This window comes from Paenibacillus castaneae (assembly GCF_002884445.1).
Lineage (GTDB): Bacteria > Bacillota > Bacilli > Paenibacillales > Paenibacillaceae > Pristimantibacillus > Pristimantibacillus castaneae.
Genome location: NZ_KZ614144.1, coordinates 5,460,349 through 5,476,711, shown reverse-complemented (window position 1 = coordinate 5,476,711; position 16,363 = coordinate 5,460,349). Strand labels below are relative to the sequence as shown.

11 protein-coding genes, 4 tRNA genes, 1 rRNA gene and 1 riboswitch (1 of these 17 cut by a window edge) are annotated in these 16,363 nt (G+C 45.5%); of the genes, 14 read left to right on the top strand and 2 right to left on the bottom strand.

From position 1 onward, the window contains the following. The 6 genes from CEF13_RS24520 to CEF13_RS24495 all read left to right on the top strand — a co-directional run. A 23S ribosomal RNA gene (locus CEF13_RS24520) occupies nucleotides 1–2,682 on the top strand; it begins 254 nt to the left of the window's first position. A 162-nt stretch (nucleotides 2,683–2,844) separates the two neighbouring features. Then, nucleotides 2,845–2,921: transfer RNA gene (locus CEF13_RS24515), tRNA-Met, on the top strand. A 35-nt stretch (nucleotides 2,922–2,956) separates the two neighbouring features. Beyond that, nucleotides 2,957–3,033, top strand: a tRNA-Asp gene (locus tag CEF13_RS24510). 27 nt (nucleotides 3,034–3,060) lie between these two features. Beyond that, nucleotides 3,061–3,134, top strand: a tRNA-Gln gene (locus CEF13_RS24505). 7 nt (nucleotides 3,135–3,141) lie between these two features. Further along, a tRNA-Gly gene (locus CEF13_RS24500) sits at nucleotides 3,142–3,216 on the top strand. 80 nt (nucleotides 3,217–3,296) lie between these two features. Further along, the gene (locus CEF13_RS24495; protein WP_102714846.1) at nucleotides 3,297–3,881 is read left to right on the top strand and encodes a P-loop nucleotide/nucleoside kinase family protein; all 585 of its coding nucleotides are present in this window, start codon (nucleotides 3,297–3,299) and stop codon (nucleotides 3,879–3,881) included. Nucleotides 3,882–3,909: 28 nt separating this feature from the next. On the opposite strand, the gene CEF13_RS24490 is transcribed toward CEF13_RS24495, so the two are convergent. Continuing rightward, nucleotides 3,910–5,295: a DUF5808 domain-containing protein gene (locus CEF13_RS24490; protein WP_102714844.1), complete on the bottom strand. Its 1,386-nt coding sequence runs from the start codon at nucleotides 5,293–5,295 to the stop codon at nucleotides 3,910–3,912. Between the two features lie 10 nt (nucleotides 5,296–5,305). Continuing rightward, the gene (locus tag CEF13_RS24485; RefSeq protein WP_102714842.1) at nucleotides 5,306–5,701 is read right to left on the bottom strand and encodes a GntR family transcriptional regulator; all 396 of its coding nucleotides are present in this window, start codon (nucleotides 5,699–5,701) and stop codon (nucleotides 5,306–5,308) included. Between the two features lie 203 nt (nucleotides 5,702–5,904). On the opposite strand from CEF13_RS24485, the gene CEF13_RS24480 reads away from it, so the two are divergent. The 8 genes from CEF13_RS24480 (at nucleotide 5,905) to CEF13_RS24450 (ending at nucleotide 16,298) form a co-directional block, all read left to right on the top strand. Continuing rightward, nucleotides 5,905–6,900, top strand: a complete 996-nt coding sequence (locus tag CEF13_RS24480; RefSeq protein WP_102714840.1) for a Gfo/Idh/MocA family protein — start codon at nucleotides 5,905–5,907, stop codon at nucleotides 6,898–6,900. Between the two features lie 238 nt (nucleotides 6,901–7,138). Next, nucleotides 7,139–7,903, top strand: coding sequence for an NUDIX domain-containing protein (locus tag CEF13_RS24475; protein ID WP_102714838.1), 765 nt, complete (start codon nucleotides 7,139–7,141; stop codon nucleotides 7,901–7,903). A 24-nt stretch (nucleotides 7,904–7,927) separates the two neighbouring features. Continuing rightward, nucleotides 7,928–8,737, top strand: a complete 810-nt coding sequence (locus tag CEF13_RS24470) for a ribose-phosphate diphosphokinase (RefSeq protein ID WP_102714836.1) — start codon at nucleotides 7,928–7,930, stop codon at nucleotides 8,735–8,737. A 1-nt stretch (nucleotide 8,738) separates the two neighbouring features. Continuing rightward, a complete protein-coding gene (locus tag CEF13_RS24465) occupies nucleotides 8,739–10,223 on the top strand; it encodes a nicotinate phosphoribosyltransferase (protein ID WP_102714834.1) in 1,485 nt (494 codons plus the stop codon). A gap of 328 nt (nucleotides 10,224–10,551) precedes the next feature. Continuing rightward, on the top strand, nucleotides 10,552–11,970 hold the full coding sequence (locus CEF13_RS24460; protein WP_102714832.1) for an RtcB family protein: 1,419 nt from the start codon (nucleotides 10,552–10,554) through the stop codon (nucleotides 11,968–11,970). Between the two features lie 28 nt (nucleotides 11,971–11,998). Continuing rightward, nucleotides 11,999–12,130, top strand: a complete 132-nt coding sequence (locus CEF13_RS29535; protein WP_279589027.1) for a hypothetical protein — start codon at nucleotides 11,999–12,001, stop codon at nucleotides 12,128–12,130. A 103-nt stretch (nucleotides 12,131–12,233) separates the two neighbouring features. After that, a complete protein-coding gene (locus CEF13_RS24455; RefSeq protein ID WP_102714830.1) occupies nucleotides 12,234–13,016 on the top strand; it encodes a nucleotidyltransferase domain-containing protein in 783 nt (260 codons plus the stop codon). A 200-nt stretch (nucleotides 13,017–13,216) separates the two neighbouring features. Next, nucleotides 13,217–13,302, top strand: a riboswitch (cyclic di-GMP riboswitch). 83 nt (nucleotides 13,303–13,385) lie between these two features. Further along, a complete protein-coding gene (locus CEF13_RS24450; protein WP_102714828.1) occupies nucleotides 13,386–16,298 on the top strand; it encodes an EAL domain-containing protein in 2,913 nt (970 codons plus the stop codon). Nucleotides 16,299–16,363 lie beyond the last annotated feature (65 nt).

Sequence of the window (16,363 nt, the reverse complement as noted above, 5' to 3'; positions counted from 1 at the left end):
AGCGAACGCGGATTAGCCCAAACCAAGGAGCTTGCTCCTTGGGGTTGTAGGACGTCTCACATGGAGTTACAAAAGTGTTTGGTAGGCGAAGAGGTCTGGAAAGGCCCGCCAGAGCAGGTAAAAGCCCTGTAACCGAAAGCAAGCACTCTCCGAGACGGATCCTGAGTACGGCGGGACACGAGAAACCCCGTCGGAATCCGGCAGGACCATCTGCCAAGGCTAAATACTCCCTGGTGACCGATAGTGAAGCAGTACCGTGAGGGAAAGGTGAAAAGCACCGCGGAAGCGGAGTGAAAAAGAACCTGAAACCGTGCGCTTACAAGAAGTCAGAGCCCGTTAAATGGGTGATGGCGTGCCTTTTGTAGAATGAACCGGCGAGTTACGATTACGTGCAAGGTTAAGTCGGGAAGACGGAGCCGCAGCGAAAGCGAGTCTGAATAGGGCGAATAAGTACGTGGTCGTAGACCCGAAACCGTGTGATCTACCCCTGTCCAGGGTGAAGGTGCGGTAACACGCACTGGAGGCCCGAACCCACGCACGTTGAAAAGTGCGGGGATGAGGTGGGGGTAGCGGAGAAATTCCAATCGAACTCGGAGATAGCTGGTTCTCCCCGAAATAGCTTTAGGGCTAGCCTCGAGGAATGAGCGTCGTGGAGGTAGAGCACTGATTGGGTGCGGGGCCCGCCAAGGGTTACCAAGTCCAGTCAAACTCCGAATGCCATAGACGTGCTACTCGGGAGTCAGACAGTGAGTGCTAAGATCCATTGTCAAGAGGGAAACAGCCCAGATCATCAGCTAAGGTCCCCAAGTGTGTGTTAAGTGGGAAAGGATGTGGAGTTGCAAAGACAACCAGGATGTTGGCTTAGAAGCAGCCATCATTTAAAGAGTGCGTAATAGCTCACTGGTCGAGTGACTCTGCGCCGAAAATGTAACGGGGCTAAACACACCACCGAAGCTATGACATGTGCCTATATGGTACTTGGGTAGGGGAGCGTTGAATACGGATTGAAGTTGGACCGTGAGGACTGGTGGACTGTATTCAAGTGAGAATGCCGGTATGAGTAACGAAAAGACAAGTGAGAATCTTGTCCGCCGAAAGCCTAAGGGTTCCTGAGGAAGGCTCGTCCTCTCAGGGTAAGTCGGGACCTAACGCGAGGCCGAAAGGCGTAGTGGATGGACAACAGGTTGAAATTCCTGTACCACCGAAGATTGTTTGAGCAATGGGGTGACACAGAAGGGCAGTGACGCGGACTGATGGAATAGTCCGTCCAAGCAGTGAGGCTGATCGATAGGCAAATCCGTCGATCATAAAGGCTGGGCTGTGATGGGGAGCGAAAATTGCAGTAGCGAAGGTCATGTACTCCGGCTGTCAAGAAAAGCCTCTAGTGAGATCTAGGTGCCCGTACCGCAAACCGACACAGGTAGGCGAGCAGAGCATGCTAAGGCGCGCGGAAGAACTCTCGTTAAGGAACTCGGCAAAATGACCCCGTAACTTCGGGAGAAGGGGTGCCCCGGTAAGGTGAATAGCCTGAGGGGGCCGCAGTGAAAAGGCCCAAGCGACTGTTTAGCAAAAACACAGGTCTGTGCGAAGCCGTAAGGCGAAGTATACGGGCTGACGCCTGCCCGGTGCTGGAAGGTTAAGGGGAGCGGTTAGGGGTTAAACCCGAAGCTGTGAACCGAAGCCCCAGTAAACGGCGGCCGTAACTATAACGGTCCTAAGGTAGCGAAATTCCTTGTCAGGTAAATTCTGACCCGCACGAATGGCGTAACGACTTGGGCGCTGTCTCAACGAGAGATCCGGTGAAATTTTAATACCTGTGAAGATGCAGGTTACCCGCGACAAGACGGAAAGACCCCATGGAGCTTTACTGTAACTTGATATTGAACTTTGGTACGATCTGTACAGGATAGGTGGGAGCCTTTGAAGCATGAGCGCCAGCTTGTGTGGAGGCAACGTTGGGATACCACCCTGATCGTATCGGAGTTCTAACCTAGGACCATGAAACTGGTTCGGGGACCGTGTCAGGTGGACAGTTTGACTGGGGCGGTCGCCTCCTAAAATGTAACGGAGGCGCCCAAAGGTTCCCTCAGAATGGTTGGAAATCATTCGTAGAGTGCAAAGGCATAAGGGAGCTTGACTGCGAGACCTACAAGTCGAGCAGGGACGAAAGTCGGGCTTAGTGATCCGGTGGTACCGAATGGAAGGGCCATCGCTCAACGGATAAAAGCTACCCTGGGGATAACAGGCTTATCTCCCCCAAGAGTCCACATCGACGGGGAGGTTTGGCACCTCGATGTCGGCTCATCGCATCCTGGGGCTGAAGTAGGTCCCAAGGGTTGGGCTGTTCGCCCATTAAAGCGGTACGCGAGCTGGGTTCAGAACGTCGTGAGACAGTTCGGTCCCTATCTGTCGCGGGCGCAGGAAATTTGAGAGGAGCTGTCCTTAGTACGAGAGGACCGGGATGGACGTACCGCTGGTGTACCAGTTGTTCCGCCAGGAGCACCGCTGGGTAGCCAAGTACGGACGGGATAAGCGCTGAAAGCATCTAAGCGTGAAGCCCCCCTCAAGATGAGATTTCCCAGTATGTAAGACCCCTTGAAGACGACGAGGTTGATAGGTTCGGGGTGGAAGCACAGCAATGTGTGGAGCTGACGAATACTAATCGGTCGAGGGCTTATCCTAAAACAGTTTGTTTGGACCCATACATCCGGCAGACAGCAGCAGTAAGGTTTCAGCAAACCTACCTTTCGTATCCAGTTTTCAGGGCGTAAGCTGTTAATGCTTGCATTAACGCTTGACCCACAACAGTGGGTTTTGTTATGTCTGTGAAATAGTTTCAAATGACGCGGGGTGGAGCAGCCCGGTAGCTCGTCGGGCTCATAACCCGAAGGCCGCAGGTTCAAATCCTGCCCCCGCAACCAAAGTTTCACCTTCGGATTTATCCGAGCTTACATATGGAGCTGTGGTGTAGTGGCCCAACATGCCTGCCTGTCACGCAGGAGACCGCGGGTTCGAATCCCGTCAGCTCCGCCATTCAAAAAAAGCAGTACCCATATATGTTGGGGTTTAGCCAAGCGGTAAGGCAACGGACTTTGACTCCGTCATCTCAGGTTCGAATCCTGAATCCCCAGCCATTTATTCGCGGAAGTGGCTCAGCGGTAGAGCATCGCCTTGCCAAGGCGAGGGTCGCGGGTTCGATTCCCGTCTTCCGCTCCATCATTTACATTCAGAACACCTTGCATTGCAGGGTGTTTTTTTGTTATGAATAAGGTTATAACGAGAACGGAGGGCAATAGATGCGAAAATTAGTTTTTTTTGTTGGCGGTGCTGGCGCAGGAAAGACGACGCTGGCGAAAGCTTTGGCAAAGCGAAGAGGAGCAGTTCTACTGGATATGGATACACTGCTGCGGCCGGCTGCTGTTGCTCTCATGACGCAAGCGGGCCTAGACCCAACGGATAGAGATTCAAAGGCTTATAAGGCGCTCTGTCGTGACCTGGGCTATCGCATCACGATGGATGCGGCGCTTGAGAACATCGATATTGGGAATGATGTGCTTGTTATAGGCCCTTTTACAAAAGGTATAGAGACCCCTAGATGGATTGAGCAGGAGCTCTCCTCCATAGAGGCCTCACTAGATGATGTGTCTGTAAAGGTTATATTCGTTTCCCTTCATGACGAACAGCAGTACTATGAACGCATTCGTAAGCGAGGATCGGAGCTCGATCGGTGGAAGCTCGATCACTGGAGTGAATTCCGGCTCTCACTAACAAGTAAAACGTTAAGCTGGCGCTTGCCAGCATCCTCCGTGTTATATTTCGATAATTCTAATCAGGCAGACGAGCATGCTGTATTGGAGCTGGAACAATTCGTGTATGGCTAATAATGAAAAGGCTGCTTTTAATCAATCTCTACTTAGCCATTAACTTCGTCAAATTATTATAGAGAGCCAACGTTTTGAGAGGCTCTTTTTCGTTATAAATGACATATGAGCCGTTTATTTTGATGAATAAGTAAGGCGGCGAATTTTTGAAAATATATAGCTTCGTATCTCCCAGCTTGTCCATCGAGAAGCTGCCGCGGGCGTATTCCGAGGTAGCTATACCATTGGTTCTGAATCCAGAAGGAATGGAGTCCTCTAAAGTAATCTCCTCAATCTCCTCAACCGGGAAGCTATAGTCGTAAAGCGGATAATCAATGGATACGATATTAGATTCATCAATCGTTAAGGACGGAGAAGTATTGTCGGATTGAATAATGAATGCGCCAACTGGAATAACAATGGCTAGTACAAGCACTAAACTGCCGTATTGTATCCATTTCCCCATTGGAGTTGCCATATTGATAGTTGAACCCATCCCCACACGCTTAGGAACCATGATCGACTTGTCGTCAGGATTATAATAGACGGAGCCATTAAGCCAATAAGCATCTTCATCAGCGAGTCGATCATGTCCATCCGTGTAAGCTAGGCTTTCTTCAAGATCGCGTACCTTATTGTGGACATAAAATATGCTGGCAAGCGGCACTAATGATACCATCACGATGCCTATGATCCAGTAGGTGAAGCTTGATGAGTTGCCCATCGTTAAAATGCTGTAAGCAACGATCGCATTCAAGCTTTCAAAAATGGCCATGCCTACCCACAAAATGGACCAGATGCGCTTGCTTGCAAGGTTCAGAGCTTCGTTAATATCTTGATTTTTGCTGTATACCTTTGATTTCATATTGGCGAAAAAAAAGTAAATGACAAAAAGAATGACAGTCATGGCCAGTGATGCGAACCCAGTCATTGTTAACAGTATATTGTCGTCTTGAATAGATAGGATGAGGGGGACGAGGGAAATAAGGGCAGGAATTAGAAACCAGAAGCGTGATACAATCTTCGCATTCTTCAGCGTGTTTACTTTTGATTCAATGGAAATGAGACGTTTTTCTCCGACAAACCATTCATTTTCTCTTTTTAGCGCGGTTGCTTTGTGGTGAATGTTATGAAATGGGAGCTTGGACGTATAAATGAACGCGACAAACCAAATGAATGTATAAATAAACGCTAGAGAAAAGTAGTTAACGAGCAGGAAAAACGGGATAAGCGTAACCAAAATAAGCACACCATAAAGCGTGTACGATTTCTTGTAATCGGCTTGAAGCTGTTTAATCTCTGCTCTATGTAATACTTTCTCAGGAAAAATAACACCAAATATAATGTTATTGTTTGGTTTAGATAGATTTAGAAATGTTGCAAGAACAAGAATATAAGTAATGAGTACAGGTATGATGAGAACAAGCGTGTACATGAAAAGCCTCCTAGTCTGGTAGGTGTTGATTTTTGACGGCAACAGCGGTGAAGATGTTGGAGCAAATATGCATGAATTCCTCTGACGAGATTCCATTAAGCGCTGCTTCTGATATAACGAGAGTTAACTCGCTTTCGAGCTTTTGTTTGTAGTCGGCATGGCCTTGCCGCATTGCTGAAACTTTGGCGCCATATCGCCGATCAATGGATATATAACCCTCATTTTTCAAAATGGCATATGCTTTATTGACAGTCATAGCATTAACGCTTAAATCATCTGCCAACTGCCTGACAGTCGGTAATTTCTCACCGTATGACAATCCGCCAACACCGATTCCGATGATAATTTGATTACGAAGCTGAATATAAATCGGTATTTCGCTATTATAATCAAGTGTTATTATCATCGGATCACCCCAACATATATTGTATTATTTGTATTACGAATATTAATACAAAGTATGGTTGGTTGTCAAAGAATAGACTGGTAGATTTGGCATGATACTCCTTGTAGAGCTATAATGTATACGAGATCTTAAGGCATAAGGTAACATATACAGCAGAATAAAGGTCGGTAGATTTGGAAATTCAAATGTAAGGAGCAACTGCTATGATACGATTTGGCATTATCGGAACGAACTGGATTACAGAAGCTTTTATAGATGCGGCGCTTGAAGTGGAAGGATTTTCTTTAACGGCTGTGTATTCGCGTACTAAGGAAACGGCAAATGAATTTTCAGCGAAGCATGGAATAGCGAATATATATACAGATGTGGAGGAAATGGCAGCAAGCGGACAGATTGATGCAGTCTATATTGCGAGCCCTAACTCCTTCCATGCAGGACATGCTATTACATGCATGAACAAGGGCATTCATGTGCTTTGCGAGAAGCCGATAGCTTCGAACACGAATGAGCTCAGACAAATGATTGCTGCTGCCGCAGAAAATGGCGTTTTGCTCATGGAGGCATTGAAATCAACACTTCTCCCGAACTTTAAAGCCATGCAAGAAAACATACATAAGCTAGGAACGGTTCGTCGCTATTTTGCAAGCTACTGCCAATATTCCTCGAGATATGATGCTTACAAAGCAGGTACGGTATTAAATGCATTTAATCCTATTTTCTCGAACGGTGCATTGATGGACTTAGGGATTTATTGTATCTATCCGCTCGTTGCGCTGTTTGGCAAGCCCGACGTTATTAAAGCTACGGGTGTGATGCTGGAATCGGGTGTTGACGGTGAAGGCAGCATTTTGCTGCAATACCCGCATATGGATGCTGTAATTATGTATTCGAAAATAACACATTCCTCGCTGCCGTCCGAAATTCAAGGTGAGCTAGGAAGCATCGTCATTGATAGAATCAGCGATTCCAGCAAAGTTGAAATTCAATATCGCAACGGAAGCACAGAGGACATTTCGCAGCCAACGGGCAGCAAGTCGATGTATTATGAAGCGAAGGAATTTGTGGAGCTCGTTCAGGCAGGGCGTACGGAGTCTTCCGTTAATTCCTTTGAACATTCATTGATGACGATGGAGATTATGGATGAGGCAAGGAGACAGATCGGTCTTGTGTATCCTGCCGATTCAGCGATTGTTAATTAAAAATAAGAAACCACTCCCTTAGATAAATGGTTGCTCGACGCATCCATTTATCAGGGTTTGGTTTCTTTTTTTTAACCTATATCTCCCACGTAGGCAGTTTTTTTATAGGTCATATTATTCACACTTACAGTCCGTAAAGCCTATTTTTGGTAAAAGTGATTGACAGCTTTCGTTGATAATGTCATTATGATAATATCAAATAAACAAAATAATAATGCTAAGCAGGTGAAACACGGGTATGGTCGAGAATGAATCGAGCTATTCAGCAAGCCATTATCGAACGCCTGACGGCGCGCCCGCGGATATCGTTATATTTACCATTGTATCAACCGAGAAGCAAACGACTAAGAAGGCATTGCCTCATCGAGAGCTGCAGGTTCTTCTAATCAAGCGGAAAATTTGGCCGTTCAAGGGACAATGGGCGCTGCCTGGCGGATTTACAAAGGAAACAGAAACGGTATACGAATGTGCGAAGCGTGAGCTGCAGGAAGAGACGGCAGTCGAGGATGTTCATATTGAATATTTTAACGTGTACAGCACTCCTGGACGTGATCCACGGGGCTGGATTATATCGCATGCATTCTTAGCGCTCGTTAATGAACAACGGCTGGAGAAGCGCGCGGCGGCTGTTGATGCATCGGATGTTCAATTGTTTGCAGTCAAGGATGCGCTGAAGATGAACCTAGCATTTGACCATCATCAAATATTAACGGATGCGCTGCAAGGCATTCGCAGGAAAATGCTGACGACGACGATTGCCAAACAATTTCTTCCCAAGGAGTTTACACTTAGCGAGCTGTATCAAATTATCCGAACAGTTGTGCCCGGCTTCGAGGAGCCGAACTTCATTCGCAAGCTTACATCGACGAAGAGCCGCAGCTCAATTATTGAAGAAGTGACAGACGAGAAGGGCAATCCGAAGCAATCCAATCAATACTCGCAGCGCGCGGCGCAGTTGTATCGTTTCACGAATGATGAGCCGCATCTATCTATTTATAGCTGAAATATAAAAAGGGAGAGTGATGAGATGTTGAAATTGAATGGAATGGAGCTTGGTTTAAAGAGTTTTCCGAATGGGGAGACGCTGGTGAATGGGGATGAAATTCTAATGCATATGACAGATTTCAACACCATCGCTTGGAAATATGAGAATGATGGAGATCTCATTAAGCTGATGTTCGTGAAGAGTTACCTCGATGAACGCAGAGCGAAATGCTCGCTGACGATTTACTATATGCCGTATAGCCGGATGGATCGCGTTGAAGGTACGTCTGCTTTTACTCTAAAATATACCGCTAATCTCATTAATAGCATGAATTTCGAATCGGTCATTATTATCGAGCCGCATTCCGATGTATCGCTCGCATTAATTGACCGCAGTATCGCGAAGTATCCCACGGTTCAACTGCTTGACCGGGTAGCTGCTGAGGTTGGCTTTAGGCTGGAGCAGGACTACTTGTTCTTCCCGGATGCCGGTGCACAGAAGCGTTACAGCAAAGTGAATGGCTATAAGCATCTTGTCGGCTTTAAAGTACGCGACTTTCAAAGCGGGCAAATAAAAAGCCTTGATGTCGTCGGGCATGTGGACGGCGGCGCTTTCCAAGCGATCATTGTCGATGACCTCTGCTCCTATGGCGGAACGTTCATGCGCAGCGCGGAGAAGCTGAAGGAGCTTGGCGCATCCCATATTTATTTACTGGTCGGGCACTGCGAGAAAACGATTTATCAAGGAAAGCTTTTGGAATCGAACCTTCTCGATAAAGTGTTTACGACGGATACGATATTAGATCAGGCTGGTCATGACAAAATTCACATATACGAAATAGGAGGCTTATAATATGACTCAAGCATTCGTTTATCCAGCTACGCTGCTATGTGATTTTTACAAGGTCAGCCATAAGAATCAATATCCGAAAGGTACGGAGCTCGTCTACTCGACTTGGACCGCCCGTACAAGCAGACTTGACGGTATTAATGAAGTTGTTGCCTTCGGCTTTCAGTCGTTTATCAAGCAGTATTTGATTGATTACTTTAATGAGCATTTCTTCGCAAGAACGAAGGAAGAGGTCGTATCGGAATATAAAAGAGTCATTCAATACGCGCTTGGCGTTGCTCAGCCGGATGCATCGCATATCGAGGAGCTGCATGCGCTTGGCTACATGCCTATTAAGATCAAGGCAGTCACGGAAGGTACTCTTGTTCCCATCAAAGTACCCATGCTGACCATTGAAAATACGAAGCCTGAGTTTTTCTGGCTGACCAACTATTTGGAGACGCTGATGTCGTGCCAGCTGTGGATGCCCGCTACAAGCGCTACGCTTGCTTTCGAATACCGGAAAATTCTCGAGGACTATGCGCTTCAAACAAACGGAGACGTAGGCGGAGTACCGTTCCAAGGCCATGATTTCTCGATGAGAGGAATGGGTGCTTTGGAAGCCGCTTTAGGCAGCAGTGCGGGGCATCTTATTTCGTTTACAGGAACGGATACGATCCCAGCTATTCTCTATTTGGAAAACTACTACAATGCGAATATGGAGAAAGAGCTCGTAGGCACTTCGATACCGGCAACGGAGCATAGCGTGATGTGCGCACATGGACGAGACGAGATGGCTTCGTACCGTTATTTAATAAATGAGGTATATCCAAGCGGCTTCGTCTCGATTGTATCGGATACGTGGGATTTATGGAGTGTGCTGGATATCGTCATTCGCGGATTGAAGAATGATATTATGAGCAGGGACGGTAAGGTTGTGATTCGGCCTGACAGCGGGGATCCGGTACTCATTATTTGCGGAGACCCGAGCGGCGAGAGCGAGTTCGAGCGCAAAGGCGTCATTGAAGTATTGTGGGATATATTCGGTGGAACGATTACCGATAAAGGGTATAAGCAGATGGATAGCCACATAGGCGCTATTTATGGCGATGCGATCACCATTTCGCGCTGCCGTGAAATATGCGAGCGTCTGGCAGCCAAAGGCTTCGCTTCGACGAATATGGTTTACGGTATCGGATCGTTTACGTATCAGTACAATACGCGTGATACGTTCGGCTTTGCTTTGAAATCGACATTCACCATTGTGAACGGGGAAGAACGGAAAATTTATAAGGACCCGAAAACGGATAACGGCGTGAAGAAATCGCAGACCGGCCTTGTCCTCGTTACGGAGCAAGACGGGAAGCTCTCCTATACAGACAATCTAAGCGTCGCAGAGTATGAAGCACGCAAAGCAGAGGATCAGCTTGAAGTAGTATTTGAGGATGGGAAGCTTGTTCGTGATTTGACGCTTGCCGAGGTACGATCGAACTTATTGGCTCATTTATAATAGGTTTTGCTAAAATAAGGTGCTCTTTGGGGCATCTTTTTTTGGTTTATTATAAATGTGTTGACAAATATTAGGTTAACGATTTATTATGATGTAAATCAAATGAAAGGAGGTCGATGATAATGTTCGTACACAATTTAGAACGTCATGCAGCTAAATATAGCAAGTCCATTTCATCGGCCTCTACGGGGCCTGTGACTATTTTCTAATTATTTTGTACGCAGCATGCTGCAACAATTAGGAAATAAAGGCGCGAGACAAAGCCATGGACATTTTGACGTCCATGGCTTTTTTGTATTCATTTGATTATTTGAGGAGATTACCAGATATGAAAGAAACGTATTACCAGAATGTAAAGCTGCCATCGGGGCAGGTGCATGTTTATGCAGGGGCGGAGCTATTCGCATCCTTGGATTATAAAGTGTTTGAAATGGCGAACAACAACTTACAAATACCAAATCAAGTATATATGAGCTATACGCCTGATGTGCATGTGGGTGTGGGAACCTGCATCGGCACAACAGCGGTGTGGAATACGAGCGACGGCTACGTATCCCCTTCAATCGTAGGCAGTGATATTGGCTGCGGGATGCGCGTGCAGCTTACGAATCTTCACAAGGATGAATTGAAGGAAGTGAAGCTGCGGCGCAAGCTGGTTAAGGCCATTGAGAAGTATTTGCCGGTCGAGGAGCATGCAAGAGGCTACTTCTCGGATATTAGACTGGAGCATATCGTGAAGAAGGGCTTGCATGGGTTGCCGAAAAAATATATTCCCGATGCATACACGCCGCGCAAAGCAACCTCTTTAACACATGTGGAGAGCAGCCGCTTTGATTTTGACGAAGAGGTGCTAGATAAGTTTCCGGAAGTCATCTGGCATCGCTCGCATCGTCAGCTGGGCACTCTTGGCGGCGGCAATCATTTTGTAGAAATTCAAGCGATTGAAATTGCTGAGGAAAATCGAGAAATTGCCGAAGCATGGGGATTGTTCGACGGTCAGATTGTTGTCATGATTCATTCCGGCTCGCGAGCTTGGGGCGGTGCGGTCAGTCAATATTGCAGCACGGACATTGCGAAAATGATGCGTCAAGAAGGCATAGGCACCGCTGATCCTAAGCTGCTGTATGCGCCGCTCTCGCACCCGCTCGGACAAACGTATGTCAATCTCATGTATTCGGCATTAAATTACGCGGTCGTGAATCGTCATCTGATTGCCTATGCTGTCCGGGAGGCTGGCAAGGATGTGTTCGGCTCCAAATTCGAGCTGCGGACGCTGTATGACCTCATGCATAACTATGCATGGGAGGGAGAGCAGGATGAGCAATCTTATTTCGTTCATCGAAAGGGCGCGACAAGAGCCCTTCCGGCAGGACATCCGGATAATCCTGAGCCTTATCGGAGCACTGGACATCCAGCCCTTATACCAGGTTCGATGGGTACAGCCTCGTATATTATGGTCGGAAGTTCGGAAGGAAAAACGAATCATTATTCCATCTGTCATGGAGCAGGACGAATTAGGTCACGAAACGCAACGAAGCAGCTCATATCGGTAGAAGAGGTCGTTGCTGCCATGCGTGTTGGGACAGATGATGAAATTGTCGTGAACCAGCGTTCCATGGAATCACTGGTCGATGAATCACCGCAAGCATACAAGGATGTAGATCAAATCATTGAAAGTGTAGTAGGAGCGGGGCTCGCGCAGGTTGTAGCGAAATGCAAACCGTTAGCAGCTGTCAAAGGAACATAAATAAAGGAAAAGAAGGGGGCTGAGGAGAATGTTAAACCAATATCTAGAAGAGCAGTTAGTTAACGTAAATGCAGAAGGACGCCATGCGTTTAACAGTAACAAAGAGAATAGCTCCACTCCTCGAACCCGTCTTGAGTATTTGAAGGGATGCATGCGCTGATTTTGCGTTAGCTGCATTGCTGACTATTCTTTATTCTAGACCGTGGACGATATTGTCCATGGTCTTTTTTTGTAAGAAGAAGGTACATAAAGGAGTGTGTAGAATGACCAACATACATGAAAATATTTTGCTGGAGCTCGGTAAAATCGAACGGGAGGAGCAGGTTCGCATTGTTTATGCTTGTGAATCGGGGAGCAGGGCGTGGGGGTTCCCTTCTAAGGACAGCGATTATGACGTCCGATTTATTTACGTCAGGCCGGTGGAATGGTATTTATCGATTTTTGACAAAAGAGATGTGATCGAGCGCCCCATCAGCGACCTGCTCGATATTAACGGATGGGATTTGCGCAAAGCGCTTAATCTGTTTCGCAAATCAAATCCGCCGCTGCTTGAATGGCTGCAATCCCCAATATCTTACTTTACGAAGTATTCCGTGGCGGAGCAAATCCGTCGCATATCTCCATTAATGTTTTCGCCCAAGTCATGTATGTACCATTATCTCCATATGGCAAAAGGGAACTACAGAGATTACTTGCAGGGCGAGCAAGTGAAAATAAAAAAGTATTTTTACGTGTTAAGGCCGATTCTCGCTTGCGGCTGGATTGAGAAGTACAACTCGATGCCTCCGATTGAATTTGATCGTTTAGTAGAGGCGCTTATTCCAAAGGGGAGTGAGCTGCTTGCCACGGTTGAGCAATTGCTGCGGCGAAAAAAAGTGGGCGAGGAGCTCGATTATGAACCTAGACTTCATGCTATAAATGATTATTTAGAGGAACGTATCGCACATTTCGAACAAATCGCATCCACAATAGGCCAAGGTGGAACAGCGCAAGACGATCAGCTTGATGACTTGTTCCGCAGCGCATTACAAGAGGTGTGGGGTTAAGACATCAAATGCTAGCGATTCCTTTTGCTGAAATTGCCCCGAACAATGATGGATACCAAGCCGCTGTTGCGAATCTTTTGTTTTCATTATTTCATTATGCCTCCCATTTAGGGAGGTTTTTTTCTAAATCATTTGACCTATTTGAAAAAAGGTTATGGAATATATCGGGATAGTATGGAATACTGGTATATGTAAAAAGTCCTAGTAAAGAGCAAAGTTGTCGAAAGACAATGACGCAAAGCCAACAGGCCTAAAGGAAATTTCCAAAGGTGGCTGGGTTGCCAAAAGGATGAGTGATAACATGCCTATATCCTCTCCTTATAAATTCAGGTTACCGCCTATGTAATAAATAAGAGGGGATATTAAGCAATGAAACAAAGCATTAGACGTCTTAATGGCAATATTAATGTCAGTAGTTTTAATATCGTTCAAAAGATAGCGAATCTTGGCTACTGGGAATTCGATCATGTTCGCAATGAAGCATCATGGTCGAATCAAATGTTCGAAATATATGGTATGAATTCTGATTTCTCAATGACGAAGGATGACTTCTTTGAGTTTGTGCATCCCGATGATCGTGAGCGTGTTAAACAGCGGTTTCATCATTCAATAGAATCAAAAAAGGAAAACATTTTCGAGTATAGGATCGTTCGCCATAGCGGTGAAGTCAGATATGTGGTGGAAAATATTGCGTTCATACGGGATGCTGACAACCATATATCGTTGACTATAGGCATGATTCAAGATGTGACGGAACATAAAAAATTACAGCAACGTCTCACGGTTGAAGAGCAGCAATATAAATCTTTATTTGAAAATAATCCGGACGCGGTCTTTTCTTTAGACGTACATGGCCGTTTTTTGTCATGCAATTCTGTTCTTGAACAAATGTTTGGATATTCGAAAGATGAAATTATTAAAGATCGTTTTCATAAGTTTGTGGATGCCGCATCTCTGGAAAAAACGATTCAACATTTTGAGGATACGATCAAGACACTGGCACCTCAGAGCTATGATACGACAGGAATTACGAAAGCTGGACAGGCTATCATAGTCCATGTGACTAATATCCCAATTATTATTAATAATAAGCTTTTCGGTGTGTATGGTATTGCCAAGGACATTACGCAGCAAAAAATGATTGAGCAATCTTTAAATGAAACAGAATTAAAATATCGCAGCATCGTAGAGCAATCTATTGTTGGTATTTTTATTGCACAGAAAAACAACTACATTTATTCAAACGAGCAGTTCAATAAAATGATGGGCTATGACACCTTGATTGGTATAGATATCGAACAAATCATTCATCCCGATGATCGTGAGGCGGTCTTTAATCAGGTCATGTGGTTAAAGGAAGGCCAATCGTTGTCTAATTTTTGCCATAGAGCGATCAAGCGAGATGGAACCATCATTCATTGTGAGGTGCATTACAAACAAGTATCGAATATGGGTGAGAAAGCGATCGTAGGCATCGTTCTTGATGTTACGGATCGGAGCAAGGCAGAGGAATTGAACCAATATTTGGCGTTCCATGATTATTTAACGGAGATGCCGAATCGCAGAAAATTTGAAGACCAGTTAGATAAGCAGATAAGGGTAAGTGAATATTTCAAGCAGAGGCTAGCGATTATGCTAATTGATGTGGATCGTTTCAAGTATGTAAATGATACGTTGGGGCATCCGATTGGTGATGAGCTGCTGAAACAAATCGCCTTCAGATTGATGAGCAATTTAAGCGATGGACAAACCGTCTTCCGGCTGGGTGGAGACGAATTTGCTATTATTTTAGCTGATGTGCAGCAACAAAACGATATCAAGGATATGGCAGCTACTATTATAAAGCTCATTAATGAACAATTTATCATTGAAGGGTATGAGCTGAATGTAACCGCGAGTATAGGAATCAGTCAATCGCCTGGCGATGGGAGCTCTGTGGAGCTGTTGATGAAAAATGCGAATGCGGCTCTTTATCATGCCAAATCAAGAGGAAGCAACCAGTCGCAATGTTATTCCTCATCATTAAATGTGGAATCGTTTAAATTTTTTTCACTTAGCAATGACTTGCGTAAAGCACTGGAAAGAGGAGAACTGTTTCTGCATTACATGCCTCGCGTGAATTCGCAAACGATGGATATTGTTGGTGTGGAAGCACTGCTGCGTTGGAATCATCCGGATTGGGGATTGGTTTCACCATCGGAATTCATTCCGATTGCAGAGGAAACGGGGCTCATTGTACCGATAGGAGAATGGGTGCTGCGCGAAGCCTGTTTGCAGCATAAACGATGGCAGAGCTTAGGCTTGCCCTCGGTTACAATGTCGGTTAATTTTTCGGTAAAGCAGCTGCTGCAGCAAAATATATTGCACACCATTGATCACATCATTGAGGAGACAGGGGTTTCACCGGATAGATTGGAAATTGAAATAACAGAGAGTTCCTTTATAAGTAATGAGAATGCAGTGACTGAATTGCTGCTTGAGCTCAAGAAGAGAAAAATCAAGGTGTCGCTTGATGACTTTGGAACGGGATATTCTTCTCTCTATTTATTAAAGCGATTGGCACTCGATACGATCAAAATCGATCGATCGTTTATCGAAGAATTGATGACGGATCGAAGGAATAAGAGCATTATTGCATGCATTATTCAGCTGGCTGGTGAGCTCAATATGCAGGTGGTGGCTGAAGGTGTTGAAACGAAGGAACAGTTCATTTATTTACGAGAGCATCGATGTGATGAAATCCAAGGTTTTTATTTTAGCCGCCCCGTGGAGCCAGACAGCATTGTACAATTATTGAGCAGAAAATCGTTTAAAGAGCCAGTCTCTCTTATGCCAAGCAAAGAGGTGTTCGTTAATCGGAGAAAAAGCTTTCGAATTGATTTGACGCATTGTCTGCTCGCAGAGATGACGATAACGATGTTCAAAGGCAGCAGTGTAAAGCTTGGGAGTACAGAGGTGTTGGTTAAAAACATCGGACCAGGGGGACTACGGTTTATGGTCGGTGTAAAGCTGCCTGTTAATAGCGACATCCTCTTGATGTTTAAGACTCAAATGCTTAACCAAATGTACGTGTTATATGGATTTATTGTTTGGTACAATGAGCTAGGCAATGATATTTATGAATATGGTGTGCAATTTCAATTAAAAGAGAAGGAGCAGGATGAACTCGTCAATACGCTTAATTTCCTTGCGATTAAGCAGCGAGACGGCGTGCTGCCTCAAACACAAGTTTATGTGGGCGATCCCATACTCCGAATTAAAGAATTAAAGAAACACAATTAAAGAAGACCCAGAACAAAGTAGAGAAGAGGGTGTCCCCAAAGCAATAGGCTTTGGGGACACCCTCT

Bases quoted from the DNA above. Each gene is read 5' to 3' on its own strand.
- CEF13_RS24470 (WP_102714836.1), top strand. From the start codon at position 7,928: ATGTTGAAATTGAATGGAATGGAGCTTGGTTTAAAGAGTTTTCCGAAT.
- CEF13_RS24455 (WP_102714830.1), top strand. From the start codon at position 12,234: ATGACCAACATACATGAAAATATTTTGCTGGAGCTCGGTAAAATCGAA.
- CEF13_RS29535 (WP_279589027.1), top strand. From the start codon at position 11,999: ATGTTAAACCAATATCTAGAAGAGCAGTTAGTTAACGTAAATGCAGAA.
- CEF13_RS24475 (WP_102714838.1), top strand. From the start codon at position 7,139: ATGGTCGAGAATGAATCGAGCTATTCAGCAAGCCATTATCGAACGCCT.
- CEF13_RS24485 (WP_102714842.1), bottom strand. From the start codon at position 5,701: ATGATAATAACACTTGATTATAATAGCGAAATACCGATTTATATTCAG.
- CEF13_RS24450 (WP_102714828.1), top strand. From the start codon at position 13,386: ATGAAACAAAGCATTAGACGTCTTAATGGCAATATTAATGTCAGTAGT.
- CEF13_RS24495 (WP_102714846.1), top strand. From the start codon at position 3,297: ATGCGAAAATTAGTTTTTTTTGTTGGCGGTGCTGGCGCAGGAAAGACG.
- CEF13_RS24465 (WP_102714834.1), top strand. From the start codon at position 8,739: ATGACTCAAGCATTCGTTTATCCAGCTACGCTGCTATGTGATTTTTAC.
- CEF13_RS24480 (WP_102714840.1), top strand. From the start codon at position 5,905: ATGATACGATTTGGCATTATCGGAACGAACTGGATTACAGAAGCTTTT.
- CEF13_RS24490 (WP_102714844.1), bottom strand. From the start codon at position 5,295: ATGTACACGCTTGTTCTCATCATACCTGTACTCATTACTTATATTCTT.
- CEF13_RS24460 (WP_102714832.1), top strand. From the start codon at position 10,552: ATGAAAGAAACGTATTACCAGAATGTAAAGCTGCCATCGGGGCAGGTG.